Consider the following 13,683-nt stretch of genomic DNA (forward strand, 5'->3'; position numbering starts at 1 on the left):
TAAACGATATCGTCTAATTATGCCGAAAATAATTGCAAAAAAGGGAGATTGGGTAAATCTGGGATATAAGCTGTTTTCTGAAAACGGAATTAACGGAATAGTTGTTGAAAAGATGGCTCAAAAACTAAACGTTAACAAATCAAGTTTTTATTGGCACTTCAGAACAAAAAAAGAATTTGTTAACGAAATAATTTCTTTTTGGGTTTCTGCAGATACGAATAAGATAATTGCAAGAGTAGAGAGTCAATCATCAGTTAAGGAAAAGTTCACAACTCTAGTAGAATTATCATTTAAGAAAGATCCATATTTAGATTTTGTTTTTTTTCTAAAAAGGTATGCTCTTAAAGACAAAACGATCCAGTCTCTAATAGACCAAACAGATAACCAAAGGATTAATTACACCAAGGGTTTGTTATTTGAAATGGGATTTTCAGAAAATGAAGCTCTTACAAAAGCTACCTTATTCTACAAATACTTAATCGGTTATCACGAAACGATTCGCTATAAGGAACAAGGTAAGGATTATATTGATGAAGTGAAAAAAGAACTAAACCAATTTATAAAGTACTAATTATGAATACGAAAAATAAGTATTGGATAATTGCAGGGGTTTTAAATTTGATAACATTCTTTCTGCATCTAATCGGTGGGCAATTAGACCTTGTGATCCCGATGATTGAAACATCTTTAGTCCTTGAAAAAAGTTCTCAATTAGTTGGTGTTTGGAATATGGTAACTACTATCCTTTTAGCAACTTCATACATTGTATTGTCAGCAGGGTTTGGGAAAAAGTACGCAGCAAATACTGAAATGATTAAATTGATTGGGTATCTAAATTTATCATTCTGTTTGCCATTTATCGTTGCTAGTTTTTATTATGGTTTATTAGTTCCTCAATGGATACTCTTTCTTCCAATTGGAGTGTTTACATTATTTGGATTAAACAAGACAAAAAAGAATGCTTAGAATAGGTGGAGTAATAAATATCATCATTGCCATTGCTCATATTATTGGATTGCTTTGGGCAGAGCAAATGTTTGAAATAACTGGAATCGGAGAGGAAATGGCTGAACTTACTCTAATACATTCATCATGGCCCTATTTACTAACAATTTTTGTTGCGGTTGTATTTCTAATTTTCGGACTTTATGGACTTTCAGCAGACGATGAATTTAGAAAATTACCACTATTGAAATTAGGGATATTTGGAATTGCAGGGGTCTATATTTTTCGTGGAATAGGAGAGTTAGTATTTGGGATTTCACAACAAGAAACACCATCAATGGCTGAAACTATATATTCATTAATTGCACTAGGAATTGGACTATTGTTTCTATTCGGAGGGCTGAAAAAGTGGAAGATAAAAAGCATAACGAAATAAGATACTGAGAAACCTAATCGTCCTCGTCTGTGACGAGGATGTCATGGTAGAGCATTTGCAATGCGATCAACAGCAGGAGTAAGGGATTCGAATTTTTCCTAAATGTCTGGAGATAGATATATTAACAGCATATCAACCAGCCATTTGCTGTGGAGGATTGATTGGGCTTATGCATGAGTTATGCAGGTTTTAGTTAATCCCCTATCGCAAGGCTTATCTTTTGAATCACATTGAAGTCACGGTAGATTTCAATATTAGGATCGAAAAGCTCTTGGGTTTCGTAGATGATGCTGACGTCTTTACCTAAAAGAGAAGGGTAGTTTTGATCAAGGTTGATTGGGGATTCTACAGCGCTTAGCCAGTAGTATTTGACTTCTTTGTCATAGGAGTCCTTTAGAGTGAATACAACGAAAAGCTCACGATCTATATGCGAGACAGTTCCTACAGCTTCGACATTGGTAGTGGTTTCAGTTTCGGGAGCTGTCATTTTGTTGGTGAGCCTCATGAGGGTGTTAGGGCAAGTAGTTGCCATTTTCACGCCTATGGTTCTACCTAGTTTTTCTCCTTGTCCATTCGAATCAATATTCTCTAAGTCGATATCATAGTCCTTCATGAGTTGCTTTTTGTAAGGCTGTGCGGCCTCTATCATGCATAGGCCCAGCTGTAGATTGAACTCCTGCATAGGTAGGTCTGTAGAGACCTTATCTACGCACTCGCATGATTTGGAAAGAATATTATCCATGTATTTCTGTGCGAAGGTGTTGGATAGGACGAAAATCAAGAGGGTGGTCAGAAGGAATTTGTACATAGCTATTTTGTTCATTGTAAGTTTCTTTGTGACGTTCAAATTGTGAAAAATATAGTTTCAAACAAAGTCATAAGACAGGTCTTTGAAAGAAATAGAACGGAGGACGGCCTCTAGATTTCGTATCTCTCTCCAAGAGAGATAATTGGAGTTTCATTGATCCTGTTCGATGAGTGAGTCACACAGGTGAAAATGAGGTCTGCGTATCACAGGATTGAAACAAGATCATGAATGGATTTGAGGGTACAGTACACTTTTTATATAGCGGAACTCTTGAAGCAAAAATATGTTGTCTAGTAGGTTTTTGCAGTATGAGCACTTACTGAGCCTAGTAATATCTATATCAAAGATATCCTGCTTGCAAGGGCAGGAGGCTCTTGTGTTGATTTAAGAGGTGTTAACTTATGTAGGTTGATGGTGATTTTTTTAGAGCTGTTTGTATTGAATATTAAGTTTTATCATGAGTTTCTATTCGTAACATATAAGTGAAACCACCTAATTTTTAGATTAAGCGTTTATTTTTTTGCTACTACCTTCGGATTGTTTCTATTTGTGTTAGGGAATAAATTTTTAGAGAATGAAAAGATTAGCATTGTTAGTTTTGATCATGGTAGCTAGTGTGGCTGTGAAAGCACAAACAGAAACTTTGTGGAAAAGTGAGAATTTGGCCATAGAAGAGACGACTCAAGAAAATGGAGAGCGTGTCTACAACCTTTTTTCTAAAGAGTTAAAATACGATGAGATTTATTACTTATTGACCGTCAGCAGCGGTACAATGCAGGAAGTGTACGACGATGTAGTCTACTATGAAGAACTGTGCAAGAAGGCCAAAGGAGTGAAAGAAACCCACAAAAGTAATGACATAGCTACGAGAAATGAAAACTCGATTTTCGTAGTAGTAGATGGAGATTTAGGTTTTACGATTATGGAGGGGTATGATCTCCATAGAGTGTCAAAAAAAATGAAAAAAAGAGCGGAAGAAATAGGAGAAGGTTTAGCGCTGTAAATCGCGCTTACGATTTCTTTTTTCTTTATAGTAAGATTTAGACGCCACATAAATGGTCTTTTCCACTTCGGAGAAGACCATTTCTTTTTTGTCCGTAATCAAGAGCAGTTTGACGATATCGGTTTCTCCATGATCGAGGACTGCTTGTTTCATAGCTGTGATTTCCTCTGGGCTAAATGAAAACACCGCATAAGCATCTCGGGTGACAGGTCGTTTGAAACGTATAGTTGAGGCTTTGTCCCATACTACATAATTATCGCCTAGTATCTGCATCAGCTGTATCATATAGATAGGGTCTGTAGCTGAGAAGAGACTGCCTCCGAACATCGTCCCTACATAATTCTTGTTTTTGTAGCTCAATGGGATTTTGATATCTACCCGCATCAGATCATCGCTCACGGTAGTAATGCGTCCAGTTGATCTTCTATACATGGGAGATAGGTTGAACATCGCTTTGTACAGCGTCGAAGCTTTGAAAAACCTATTTAGGAATTGGTAAATCTTATCGTACATTTTGAGAGTGGGTTACCTTTTGTCAAAGACATTTGAATGCCTCAATATAGAAAGAAGCTAGTACTCACTTGGTAGATACGACTTATTTTCCGTTGATTTTGATGATGTTGACGGGACAGCTGGCTGCTGCTCGTTTGTTGTCCTCGAGTTCCTCGTCAAAGGCATCCACTTGGTAGATGCCTTTTTTGATTTTAGATCCCACTAGTGTGCATCGCCCATCCTTTTTGGAGATGCGCCAGCGGTCTGGAGCGATCTCCACACAGGCGTAGCATCCGATGCATTTGTCACGGTAGTGGATGATTTTGAACATAGGACTTAGGCAGGAATGATTTTGTACAATTTGTCCGAGGCTCGTATGGTTTCTTCAATTGCAATTGAAAAGTTGTCACCTTTTTTGACCTGACTGACAGGCTGGTTGGCCACTCTCATTTCACCTACCTTGGTGGTGACGATACCTGTAGTAGGGCCTGTGATCATGATGTCATCGCCACTTTCTAGGGTATGTGTTTCCATCTGAAATTCGCCTACACCGAGTTTGCTGAAGTATTTGACACCTTTACCAAGCAATATCTTTTTGGTCGTAGCTTTCGAACCGTGGACTTCACTCCATTCGCCCATTTTTCTACCGAGGTAGTAGCCATCCCAGAACCCGCGATTGTAGACTTTCTCTAGATCTAGTTTCCACTGCGTAAACTTCTCTGGGGTATACGTACCCTCATTGATTGCGTCACCTGCGTCGCGGTAGCATTTGGTGGTGGTGTAGACGTAGTCTGCAGCACGACCTCTACCTTCGATCTTAAAGACGGAGACGCCTGCTTCGACGACTTTGTCCATGAAGTCGATCGTACATAGATCAGCGGCACTCATGATGTACTCATTGTCGATTTTAAGCTCGTTGCCTCTGTCGTCTTTGACGGTGTACTCTCTGCGACAGTTTTGTACGCAGGCTCCTCTGTTGGCCGAGGAGAAGTCTGAGTGTAAGCTGAGGTAGCACTTGCCCGATACGGCCATACATAGTGCGCCATGCGCGAATACTTCGATACGTACGAGCTCGCCTTTGGGGCCACGGATGTCTCTTTTTTTGATCTCACGGGTGATGTCTGCGACCTGCATGAGGCTGAGCTCACGAGCCATGACCATCACATCGGCATAGACGGAGTAAAATTCGACGGTCTCGATGTTGGAGATGTTGGCTTGTGTAGAGATATGTATAGGGAAGCCTATTTTCTTGGCGTAGTTCATGACCGAGTGGTCTGCCGCGATGATGGCTGAGATGCCGCTTTCTTTGGCTGCATCGACGATCGATCGCATGAGGTTCATGTCATGATCGTACATCACCGTATTCATCGTGATGTAGGACTTGAGCCCGTTCTCGTCACAGATGTTGGCGATTTTTTTGAGATCCTCAAGGGTGAAATTGTTGGATGAGCGTGCGCGCATGTTGAGCTGCTCTACGCCAAAGTAGATAGAATTAGCGCCTCCTTTGATGGCTGCCATCAGTGACTCGTAAGAGCCTGCTGGTGCCATGATTTCGATATCGTGCTGCTGTGTACTCATAGTTATTTTCCCTCGTAGACCACTCCACTGGTCGGTGTTTCGTTCAGTTCCAATTTACTCAATAATGGCAAGTGTGGTTTGATTTGATCCCAAATCCATACGGTTATGCGCTCAGCTGTCGGATTTTCCAATCCTGGAATATCGTTGATCATGTTGTGATCCAATTTGTCTATGACAGGCTTGACGACATCTTTGAGGTCTTTGAAGTCCATCACCCACTGAAAATCCTCGTCCAAATCCCCCTCCAGAAATACCGTTAGATGATAGGTATGACCGTGTATGTTCTTGCACTTGTGTCCCTCAGGAACATTGGGCAAGAAATGGGCGGAATCAAATGCGAACTTCTTGAAGATGACCATGTTGCTGTATTGCTATGAATAAATGATTCCGCGAAGGTAGCTTATTTTCAATGCATTGTAAAGCAGCTAAATAGAGAATGCAATAAACAAAAATGTCTAGAGATGCTTTTCGCCTCTAAAAAAAGTAGTTTTAGGGAAGAAATCTTAAATCTGAACTTATGAAAAGGCTATTTTTCTTGCTCTCTTGTCTACTCATGATACAGACTGTGTCTCATGGGCAAGTCTTAATTTCCTTGCTGCTGGGGGATAAACTGAACTCGGATAAGTTGGAGTTTGGGCTGACGACTGGGGTGACTTTGTCCCAGATGGATGGTGTAGCGCATGATGCTAATCTGCCAACATTTAATCTCGGCTTTTATTTTGATATCAAAATGAAGAATGCTTGGTCGTTTGCGCCGTCTTGTCTGATGTTGGCTAAGATGGGAGGGAAGGGACTGGCGTCTTACCCAGTCGGTGATCCTGATATGGACGCGGTGTTATCCAAAGGATCGGTCAATCGTCAGTTGGCTTATATCCAATTGCCATTGATGCTGCGCTATCGCCTAAAGAATCATATCTATTTCAATGCTGGCCCACAGGTAGGGTTATTACGATCGGCGATCGATGAATTCAAAGTTTCGTCTAGTCAGTATGAAGGTACGATCGATTATGACATAGCCTCAGGTTTTAAAAAATTAGATGCAGGTGCTACGGCGGGGATTGGGTTTTCCTTGCGAGAGGAAAAAAGCATGAACTTTGGACTAAACTACTACTATGGTCTCGTAGATGTACGGTCAGGTGGTGACGACTCTGGATATTACAATCGTGCCTGGTACTTTTATTTGACAATTCCTATCGGTGTGAGTAAGGGTAAGAAGTGATTCTCTAGAGATGTTTATGGGCTTATTCATTTTTGAATAAATACTTAAAAGTTGAATTTTGTTGTTCTCTTAGTCTTCGGAGCTTGATTTTTCGGGTCGTACTACTCGATTTCTATCTGATGGTTGCTAATCAGGCTAGCCGTGTCAAACATTATAGTAATGATTTAGAAAAGAAATTCCTTTTTAATTCGATGTGTTTTCACATCCTTTTGTTCGTTCTTTGCGTCTGAAAAAGGAATCTAATTAGAGGTGTGAGGTGGCAAAAGTGAGCTTTAAGGCCAATCATCACATTCTCTAGATTTAATCAAGGAAGTGAAATGAATAACGATCCAGAATTGAATGGTAAGTATCTCGGGACGATTACCGAGGATTTTGTCAAGGTTAGTGAAAATCTAAAGGAGGCTTCTTATCAGATTAGAGATAGAGGCTTTTCTGAATACCCAATATTTCCAATTAGCAAGCAGGAAGTGTCTATTGGTCAAGTATTGATCAAAGCAAAGGAGCTAGAGAATGTATGGAACTACTCTGCGTCTTTCTTGGATGAGTTTGTGCAGCGAGAAGTGGTCGAGGCTGATCGCATAGATGTTTTCAAGGAGGCGTATAAGAATCCAGATGAATTTTGCTGTCTTTTTGTGATCGATCAGGAGTTTACCAATTTCGTTTTTATCCCCTACCCAGAGGATTGAGAATCAGTCGGTATTTCTGGGGATAATATTCGATATTGCGTATTCGGTATTCCATTCACTCAAACGTATAGGATGTATGGAAATGTTTTTGGCCAAGAATAATAGTGAATCTCGAACAATGAATTTTGAATAACGAAGTAATCATAACTTCCTCTTCAGAAATATGGATTGATTGGATAGTTCACGATTGTGAAGTGACTAGTAATGTTGCTGTAATGAAAGAGAGAAAAAGGACCCTACCGTCCGACAATCGGTAGGGCCTATAGACTTGAAAACATCAAATACACAGAAATGCTATTTTGAAAGGCGTTGGTTAAACAGCAACTCGGAAGTTGCGTTTTCAATCGCTATTCAAGCAAATTGTCATTCTGTAAGGCTTCTTTCAAAACCCTACATAACAAAGATAGAAGGACCCATTTCGGATTACTATGGTCAATAACAAGCCAATAGGTTTTTTATCCTATTTGTAAAGCTGTTATTTGACAGTTTTCATGAGAGAGGGTTAGCTTGCTTCTTCTTGGAGTGCTTTGACGTAGGTTTTAAACTCTTTTCGGTAGTTGACAAGGAAGGATTTGACATTGTCGATATTCATCTCCTTCATTTTTTCACTGAGGAGAAAGGGCTCCTTGATTTCACAGGCAAACTTGTTGTTGCGGATGCGTTGGTCAAAGTTGGCCATGACGACTGGCACGATGAGTGGTTCGCGCTCCATTTCTAGAATACGTTCGAATACGTCTGCATTGAATACACCTGGAGACTGGTCGGTCGTGTAGGAGGTGTTTTCAGGTCCGATGATCACATTGTTAAACTCAGTTAAGAATTCTTCGATTTGATCGGAAACCCTTTCGTTTTTCTCAAAACTATCGCTGTTTTCTGATTCTTCGGAGTAGGCATTGATATAGCCAAGTCGCTCGTAGTAGCTCTGGTGACCATGCTCAATTTCGCGTCCGCTTCGGACAATTTTCATGACGACCTCTTCATTGTAGGCGTCCGCTACTATGGTACTCAAAAAGTGACAGTCTAGATTGATCTGAAACTGATTTGGTAGCGCGTAATATGGCGGGTTCAGTAGGTGATTGTACACGAACAGGTTACCTGGCGTCTCTGGAATGTTCTCTTTGCCTTTGACATAGGTAGCGACTTGGTCAAAGGTAGTCTTAGAAAGTTTAATACATTCTTTGTGGACTTTGTCAGCCATCATGATCGCTGGTGCAGAGATTACAGTATTGTAGATGTCTTGTAGGTTTTCATAGAAGTTGACCTCTCGCTGGGTATCATGCAAGTTATCTAGGCACAACGAAGCGATGTTTTTTTCGATTCCACCGCCATTTAGCTCTACATGATGGAGTATACTCAGGCCATCAGGTATGGTGTGTTTGAAGCTGAGTAAGTGGGGTACTTTGTGTAGTGGTGAACTTAGTGCTAGACTGGCTCTGTTGCTTTCGATCAAGTTGGTAGAGACAGTCACCTCTTCGTTGAATTGTGCAGAAATGAGTCTTGCTCTGAGTCCACGCAGTTGATTGTTGAGTAGCCAAGAAACTCGTTTTTGCAGCTTGAGTCCAAATTCAGGTCGTTTTTTGCTTTGGTTTTTGAGTGCGTCGTAAGGCAAGTGAAGGATGACCGAGTCTTTTTTGGCTCTTGTAGTCATGACATTCTCTGCACCTAAGAATCCTGATGGCCCCAATAGGTAGCCAGGAGTTGAGATAGCTCGCAGAGATACTTTGTAGCGTTCGTCCCCTTCGCCGTTGAATCGAGAGAATCGGATGTCTCCGACGCGCAGGATGTTGATCCCCTTGCTGACCTCATCTTGGAGGTCAATAATCTTACCGACTTTGTATTGCTTTCTAGAGATGTGTTTGGACAGTGCCCGCAGGTCCTCTTCTTCGAATACCTCGAAAAATGGAGATTGTAATAAGAATACCACCATCTCATCTTCATCAAAACCCAATGGCGAATCATAGCCTTTAGAGGCTTTTTGTGTCGTATCATTGTTTTTGGTGATCATCGCTGTATTGGCGAACAGATAGCTGGATTCTTTGATTAGGCTCAGGGCATTGGTATTGATGTGCTCATAGAAGAGCATAGCCAGATCGATGTTTTTGTCGAGAAAGGCGTTTAATGTCTTTTGATTCCAACGCAGTACAGTTACCTTGTCAGAAACGGCCTCTATAGAGGAGTCATAGCGGTAGGGTTCGTTGATGACGTCCAGCCCAAGTGGTGAGTTGAGTGCGGAGTAGCGACCTAGTTCTATTCTTTTTTTGTGGTCACCACCCATGGTTGAAAAAACACTTACTTCACCTTCTTGTAGCATGAAGTAGTAGTGTGTCTTTTCGAATTGAACAGCGAGGAGCTCCCCTTTGTTATAGGTGAATTTTTCCGCTTTTGCGAAGACACTCTCTAGATTCTTGGTGGATGATTTTTTATAGAAATTGAACAATTCGAAGGAGATTGATTTAAAGGTGCAATTTTATTGAATAAACTTCAATATTGTGTTTATCTGTCAGAGAATTCATCATTTAATAATGATAAAAGCTCTTTATATCGTACTAATTCAATAACGTCAAAAATATGACTATCGAATCCAGTACCAACGTACAAAATGCACAAAATATTTTGGATATCAACTCTGATATGGGAGAGAGTTTTGGTGATATGATAGTAGGAGACGACCAGCTATTGATGCCACTGGTGAGTTCGGCGAATATAGCCTGTGGTTTTCATGGTGGTGATCCTATGGTTATAGAACGAACAGTGGATATGGCTTTGACTCATCAGGTGCGCATCGGTGCACATCCTTCTTATCCTGATCGAGAAAATTTCGGGAGGGTTTTCATGAATATGGAAACAACAGCATTGAAATCAACAATCAAATATCAGATAGGTGCTATGCAAGGGTTGGTGCATAGCAAAGGGGGGCACCTTGCTTATGTGAAGCCTCATGGCGCACTGTACAATCATGCGGCTAAAGAGGAGTCTGTAGCTCATGCTGTTTTAGAGGCGGTAAGTGAGATGGATGATCAACTATCAGTCATGGGCTTGTCAGGAAGTGTGATCGCCTCACTATCTAAGGAATACAAAATTGGTTTTATTCGGGAGGCTTTTTTGGATAGGAGGTATCAAGATGATGGTAGTTTGGTGAGTAGAGGTGAGTCTGGTGCAGTGATTGAGGATCCGATGCAAGCAGTTGAGCAACTCATGTTGCTCTTGACTCAGAGGCTAGTGAGGACAAAGGAGGGGGGAGTAGTGAAAGTCGAAGCGGATACATATTGTATTCATGGAGACAATCCTAAAGCACATGAAACATTGGTGGCCATTCATAGGTGGATGAGCCTGCATGGGATAGAAATAAAAAAATGGAAGTGATGAAGATCAAACGATATGGAGATCGAGCGATGCTGATTGAGATGAAGCCTCAGATCGATGAGGCTGTCAATCGTCAAGTGCATGTTTTATATCACTATCTGCTAGATCAGAAAATAGTGGGAGTAGAATCTTACACGCTTGCCTACCATTCGCTGACTATCCAATACAATACGAAAGCCATAAGCTTCGAAGAGCTAACACGTATCGTCAGGTCGATGGGGAATCAAGATGAGATGTTTCCTGATCTGGGAAAATTGTTTAGGATTCCAGTATGTTATGAGGCGGGTTTCGCACTGGACGGGGAGGCTGTTGAGGAGATGACAGGCGTATCGATGGTGGATTTGATAACTATTCATACCCAAGCGGTATATCATACATATATGATAGGTTTTTTGCCTGGGTTTCCTTATCTGGGACAGGTGGATGAACGGTTAGCGGTAGGTCGAAAGGCTAAACCTAGTGCTATAGTACCAATGGGGTCGGTTGGTTTGGCAGGTCGTCAGACGGGGATTTATCCTTGTGACTCTCCAGGAGGCTGGCAAGTGATCGGTCGCACACCAATTCGAATGTTCGAATCAGGTGCAGAGATGCAGGGTGCTTTGCTACAGGCGGGGGATAAAGTGCAGTTTTTTCCTGTTTCTAAACAGGATTATTATCGGATCGACAAGGATATTGAATCAGGAAATTTTGACAAACGCTCGCTTCATGTCTGGTAAACTCATCATGCATTTCGAATCTTCTGGACTCCATACGACGATTCAGGATGGGGGACGTAGCGGGTTTCAGGATCAAGCAGTTCCTGTGGGTGGAGTAATGGATAGGGCTGCCTATCAGTTGGCAAATCAGTTGGTAGGAAATCGAGTCGATACGCCCGTGCTAGAGGTTACGCTGTCTGGACCAAAGATACGTTTCGAGGGAGCAGGACAACTGGCACTGACAGGAGGAGATCTGTCTCCAGAGCTTAATGGTGTATCAGTCTCACGATATGAAACGATTGTGGTTGGTGATGGAGATGTCCTTCGTTTTGGCGAAGCGGTAGAGGGATGCCGGACGTACTTGGCTGTTCGTGGTGAGTGGGATGTGCTTCAGTGGATGGGGAGCGTAAGTCCTTTGCCAGCAGTAGGTTTTATGGGGGGAGTGATACGAAAGAGAGATGCCTTGGTAGTGAAGACTACTAATTTACCCTGTGATCAGATGATTGAGCCATTTGTCAGCCGAGAGAATAAAAATGTACTTCGTGTATGGCCAGGTCCAGAGGCGAATTGCCTCGGAGAAGATTGGTCTTGCCTTGTACTGGGAGCACATCGCGTGTCCAACCAGAGCAATCGTATGGGGATTACTTTGACGTCTGCTATTCAAGTCGAACAATCGGTTGATATGATTTCGTCTGGGGTGTTTCCAGGTGTGATTCAGCTCACGAGTGGCGGTCAGTTTATTATATTGGCTGCAGATTCGCAGACGACAGGAGGCTACCCTCGTGTGGCGGTGATTGCAGATGAGGATATGGATAAACTGGCACAGTTTCGACCTGGAGATGAATTGATTTTCGTAGAGGGGTGATTTTGGCAGTTTGCTATTGTCTATTTCTGATCTAATTCTTAATTTCAAATTTTATTTGCAGAGCGGTAGTCTGTTGGTTTAATCTCTCGCCTCTTGAGGTGAATTAATTGACCGATGAGAAAGTTAATAGCTCTTAGGCTTGTTCCGAGGATAATTTATTTTTTTAACTCCAGTATAGATATGAAACAATACTTAGTAATTCTGCTTTTTTTTAGTGCGGTCGCATTTTCTTGTGGTGACGCAGGAACCTCTTCGACAGTGTTGAGCTTGTCTGATTTGCCTGAACACGCCGAAATTACCGATTATGAAGACATCCCTGGATTATCTCGGGTGTCGGTCAATTTTGGTAACAAAATCGACGAACAAGGCGAGTACTATCAGGGTAATCGTAATGGCTCATGGACGGTTTATCATAGCAATGGGATGCCCAAAACGATCACATCTTATGTGAATGGGATCAAGCATGGTGCGCACCTTGAACTTGATAACCGAGGAGAATTGACACTGATGGCCAATTATGTCAATGGGTATCTAGATGGTGAACATACCTCGTACCAGCGTGGTAAAAAAGCAGAGACGCGCTACTACGCCATGGATCAACTAGAGGGACAAAAGATCAAGTATTACACGAATGGTAAGGTTATGGAGCAAAGCACCTATAAAGCGGGTAAAATTCATGGTACTGCCAAGTGGTTTGATCAAGATGGAAACGTAACCATTGAGTATGAATATGAAAACGGGGAGTTGATCAAAAACTAGAGTAGTTACACCAATGATTAGGTTATTGGTTTTATCTATGGGCTCATTCGAAAAAATGATAAATGACGATGAACAATTTGCCTTATATTTGCGTTTCGGAAGGACAGAAAACAAAGAATTTATTTAAATATTTATAATCATGGGTAACAAAGCAATAGAAATTACTGACAGCAACTTCAACGAAGTTTTACAATCGGATCAGCCAGTATTAGTGGACTTTTGGGCAGAGTGGTGTGGACCATGTAAGATGATCGGGCCAGTAGTCGAAGAATTAGCTGGTGATTATGAAGGAAAAGCAGTAGTAGGGAAAGTAGACGTAGATGCTAACCCTGAAGTGTCTGCTAAGTTTGGCGTGAGAAGCATCCCAACGCTGTTGGTGTTCAAAAACGGTGAAGTAGTAGACAAGCAAGTAGGAGCAGTACCAAAGAGCGTATTGTCAGGTAAGCTAGATGCACAGATCGCTTAATTTGATACTAGAAAATAGATGTGAAACCCTGATCATGTAAGTGGTCAGGGTTTTTCTTTATATATACTTTCTGTATCTTTTTGGAAAAATAGCTATATGAAAAACTACATGAAACTCGGTTTGATCTACATTGTGATTGGTGCCTTCTTGGTCTATTGGGCTATGACGCACTCACCAAATGACGGAATGGGTGAAATAATTAAAAGGGGCATAGTAGGAGATTCTTACACGATGAGTTCGAACGCGTATTATATCACGTTGTTTGTAGGAGCTGTGGCAGCTGTCATTGGCGTGTGGAAGATCATAAGTAAAAAATAAGAACCTGTTGGATACAAAAATGGGGATCAGAGCGAAAGTTCTGATCCCCA

Annotated in this window: 18 protein-coding genes; 12 read left to right on the forward strand and 6 right to left on the reverse strand. The window is 41.5% G+C overall.

Going from position 1 to position 13,683, the window contains the following annotated elements:
• Nucleotides 1–19 precede the first annotated feature (19 nt).
• Genes BGP76_RS01295 through BGP76_RS01305 form a run of 3 tightly spaced genes read left to right on the forward strand, consistent with a single transcriptional unit; the run spans nt 20 to nt 1,381 of the window.
• Nucleotides 20–571 (forward strand): TetR/AcrR family transcriptional regulator, encoded by a 552-nt coding sequence (locus BGP76_RS01295; protein ID WP_158583985.1) that lies wholly within the window; start codon nt 20–22, stop codon nt 569–571.
• Between the two features lie 2 nt (nt 572–573).
• Nucleotides 574–966 carry a hypothetical protein gene (locus tag BGP76_RS01300; protein ID WP_119843332.1) on the forward strand — a complete coding sequence of 131 codons (393 nt, stop codon included), beginning with the start codon at nt 574–576 and terminating at the stop codon, nt 964–966.
• Nucleotides 959–1,381, forward strand: a complete 423-nt coding sequence (locus BGP76_RS01305) for a hypothetical protein (protein ID WP_119843333.1) — start codon at nt 959–961, stop codon at nt 1,379–1,381. The genes BGP76_RS01300 and BGP76_RS01305 overlap by 8 nt, the downstream gene beginning before the upstream one ends.
• A 193-nt stretch (nt 1,382–1,574) precedes the next feature.
• Here the strand turns inward: BGP76_RS01305 and BGP76_RS01310 are convergent, their stop codons facing one another.
• Nucleotides 1,575–2,204 (reverse strand): hypothetical protein, encoded by a 630-nt coding sequence (locus BGP76_RS01310; RefSeq protein ID WP_119843334.1) that lies wholly within the window; start codon nt 2,202–2,204, stop codon nt 1,575–1,577.
• 559 nt (nt 2,205–2,763) lie between these two features.
• Here BGP76_RS01310 and BGP76_RS01315 point away from each other — a divergent pair.
• Entirely contained in the window at nt 2,764–3,192 is a 429-nt protein-coding gene (locus tag BGP76_RS01315) for a hypothetical protein (RefSeq protein ID WP_119843335.1), read from the forward strand.
• Here the strand turns inward: BGP76_RS01315 and BGP76_RS01320 are convergent.
• The 4 genes from BGP76_RS01320 to queD all read right to left on the reverse strand — a co-directional run bounded on the left by BGP76_RS01320 (nt 3,181) and on the right by queD (nt 5,621).
• A complete protein-coding gene (locus BGP76_RS01320) occupies nt 3,181–3,705 on the reverse strand; it encodes a DUF4442 domain-containing protein (protein ID WP_119843336.1) in 525 nt (174 codons plus the stop codon). The genes BGP76_RS01315 and BGP76_RS01320 overlap by 12 nt on opposite strands.
• Nucleotides 3,706–3,787: 82 nt before the next feature.
• Entirely contained in the window at nt 3,788–4,015 is a 228-nt protein-coding gene (locus tag BGP76_RS01325) for a ferredoxin (protein WP_073120010.1), read from the reverse strand.
• 5 nt (nt 4,016–4,020) lie between these two features.
• Nucleotides 4,021–5,262 carry a peptidase U32 family protein gene (locus BGP76_RS01330; RefSeq protein ID WP_073120006.1) on the reverse strand — a complete coding sequence of 414 codons (1,242 nt, stop codon included), beginning with the start codon at nt 5,260–5,262 and terminating at the stop codon, nt 4,021–4,023.
• A gap of 2 nt (nt 5,263–5,264) precedes the next feature.
• The gene (gene queD, locus BGP76_RS01335) at nt 5,265–5,621 is read right to left on the reverse strand and encodes a 6-carboxytetrahydropterin synthase QueD (RefSeq protein ID WP_119843337.1); all 357 of its coding nucleotides are present in this window, start codon (nt 5,619–5,621) and stop codon (nt 5,265–5,267) included.
• 158 nt (nt 5,622–5,779) lie between these two features.
• On the opposite strand from queD, the gene BGP76_RS01340 reads away from it, so the two are divergent.
• Nucleotides 5,780–6,481: a porin family protein gene (locus BGP76_RS01340; RefSeq protein ID WP_119843338.1), complete on the forward strand. Its 702-nt coding sequence runs from the start codon at nt 5,780–5,782 to the stop codon at nt 6,479–6,481.
• Nucleotides 6,482–6,798: 317 nt separating this feature from the next.
• Nucleotides 6,799–7,167 (forward strand): hypothetical protein, encoded by a 369-nt coding sequence (locus BGP76_RS01345; protein WP_073119994.1) that lies wholly within the window; start codon nt 6,799–6,801, stop codon nt 7,165–7,167.
• 502 nt (nt 7,168–7,669) lie between these two features.
• Here BGP76_RS01345 and BGP76_RS01350 read toward each other — a convergent pair.
• On the reverse strand, nt 7,670–9,604 hold the full coding sequence (locus BGP76_RS01350) for a cyclic nucleotide-binding domain-containing protein (protein WP_119843339.1): 1,935 nt from the start codon (nt 9,602–9,604) through the stop codon (nt 7,670–7,672).
• A gap of 131 nt (nt 9,605–9,735) precedes the next feature.
• Between BGP76_RS01350 and BGP76_RS01355 the strand changes: the two genes are divergently transcribed.
• From BGP76_RS01355 to BGP76_RS01380, 6 genes are all read left to right on the forward strand, one after another.
• Nucleotides 9,736–10,530 carry a 5-oxoprolinase subunit PxpA gene (locus tag BGP76_RS01355; RefSeq protein WP_119843340.1) on the forward strand — a complete coding sequence of 265 codons (795 nt, stop codon included), beginning with the start codon at nt 9,736–9,738 and terminating at the stop codon, nt 10,528–10,530.
• Nucleotides 10,530–11,246 (forward strand): 5-oxoprolinase subunit PxpB, encoded by a 717-nt coding sequence (gene pxpB, locus BGP76_RS01360; RefSeq protein WP_158583989.1) that lies wholly within the window; start codon nt 10,530–10,532, stop codon nt 11,244–11,246. Before BGP76_RS01355 ends, pxpB begins: the two co-directional genes overlap by 1 nt.
• Nucleotides 11,236–12,090 (forward strand): biotin-dependent carboxyltransferase family protein, encoded by an 855-nt coding sequence (locus BGP76_RS01365; RefSeq protein WP_073119977.1) that lies wholly within the window; start codon nt 11,236–11,238, stop codon nt 12,088–12,090. Before pxpB ends, BGP76_RS01365 begins: the two co-directional genes overlap by 11 nt.
• Nucleotides 12,091–12,270: 180 nt before the next feature.
• Nucleotides 12,271–12,849: a toxin-antitoxin system YwqK family antitoxin gene (locus tag BGP76_RS01370; protein WP_158583991.1), complete on the forward strand. Its 579-nt coding sequence runs from the start codon at nt 12,271–12,273 to the stop codon at nt 12,847–12,849.
• A gap of 139 nt (nt 12,850–12,988) precedes the next feature.
• Complete coding sequence (gene trxA / locus BGP76_RS01375) at nt 12,989–13,315, forward strand: thioredoxin (protein WP_073119969.1); 327 nt, start codon at nt 12,989–12,991, stop codon at nt 13,313–13,315.
• 96 nt (nt 13,316–13,411) lie between these two features.
• Nucleotides 13,412–13,633, forward strand: a complete 222-nt coding sequence (locus BGP76_RS01380; RefSeq protein ID WP_073119963.1) for a hypothetical protein — start codon at nt 13,412–13,414, stop codon at nt 13,631–13,633.
• Nucleotides 13,634–13,683: the final 50 nt, after the last annotated feature.

The sequence above is a fragment of the Reichenbachiella sp. MSK19-1 genome (genome assembly GCF_003590315.1).
Classification (GTDB): Bacteria; Bacteroidota; Bacteroidia; order Cytophagales; family Cyclobacteriaceae; genus Reichenbachiella; species Reichenbachiella agariperforans.

Excerpts from the sequence above, each read along its gene's own strand:
- BGP76_RS01295 (WP_158583985.1), top strand. The coding sequence starts at position 20 with ATGCCGAAAATAATTGCAAAAAAGGGAGATTGGGTAAATCTGGGATAT.
- BGP76_RS01300 (WP_119843332.1), top strand. The coding sequence starts at position 574 with ATGAATACGAAAAATAAGTATTGGATAATTGCAGGGGTTTTAAATTTG.
- BGP76_RS01305 (WP_119843333.1), top strand. The coding sequence starts at position 959 with ATGCTTAGAATAGGTGGAGTAATAAATATCATCATTGCCATTGCTCAT.
- BGP76_RS01310 (WP_119843334.1), bottom strand. The coding sequence starts at position 2,204 with ATGAACAAAATAGCTATGTACAAATTCCTTCTGACCACCCTCTTGATT.
- BGP76_RS01315 (WP_119843335.1), top strand. The coding sequence starts at position 2,764 with ATGAAAAGATTAGCATTGTTAGTTTTGATCATGGTAGCTAGTGTGGCT.
- BGP76_RS01320 (WP_119843336.1), bottom strand. The coding sequence starts at position 3,705 with ATGTACGATAAGATTTACCAATTCCTAAATAGGTTTTTCAAAGCTTCG.
- BGP76_RS01325 (WP_073120010.1), bottom strand. The coding sequence starts at position 4,015 with ATGTTCAAAATCATCCACTACCGTGACAAATGCATCGGATGCTACGCC.
- BGP76_RS01330 (WP_073120006.1), bottom strand. The coding sequence starts at position 5,262 with ATGAGTACACAGCAGCACGATATCGAAATCATGGCACCAGCAGGCTCT.
- queD (WP_119843337.1), bottom strand. The coding sequence starts at position 5,621 with ATGGTCATCTTCAAGAAGTTCGCATTTGATTCCGCCCATTTCTTGCCC.
- BGP76_RS01340 (WP_119843338.1), top strand. The coding sequence starts at position 5,780 with ATGAAAAGGCTATTTTTCTTGCTCTCTTGTCTACTCATGATACAGACT.
- BGP76_RS01345 (WP_073119994.1), top strand. The coding sequence starts at position 6,799 with ATGAATAACGATCCAGAATTGAATGGTAAGTATCTCGGGACGATTACC.
- BGP76_RS01355 (WP_119843340.1), top strand. The coding sequence starts at position 9,736 with ATGACTATCGAATCCAGTACCAACGTACAAAATGCACAAAATATTTTG.
- pxpB (WP_158583989.1), top strand. The coding sequence starts at position 10,530 with ATGAAGATCAAACGATATGGAGATCGAGCGATGCTGATTGAGATGAAG.
- BGP76_RS01365 (WP_073119977.1), top strand. The coding sequence starts at position 11,236 with ATGTCTGGTAAACTCATCATGCATTTCGAATCTTCTGGACTCCATACG.
- BGP76_RS01370 (WP_158583991.1), top strand. The coding sequence starts at position 12,271 with ATGAAACAATACTTAGTAATTCTGCTTTTTTTTAGTGCGGTCGCATTT.
- trxA (WP_073119969.1), top strand. The coding sequence starts at position 12,989 with ATGGGTAACAAAGCAATAGAAATTACTGACAGCAACTTCAACGAAGTT.
- BGP76_RS01380 (WP_073119963.1), top strand. The coding sequence starts at position 13,412 with ATGAAAAACTACATGAAACTCGGTTTGATCTACATTGTGATTGGTGCC.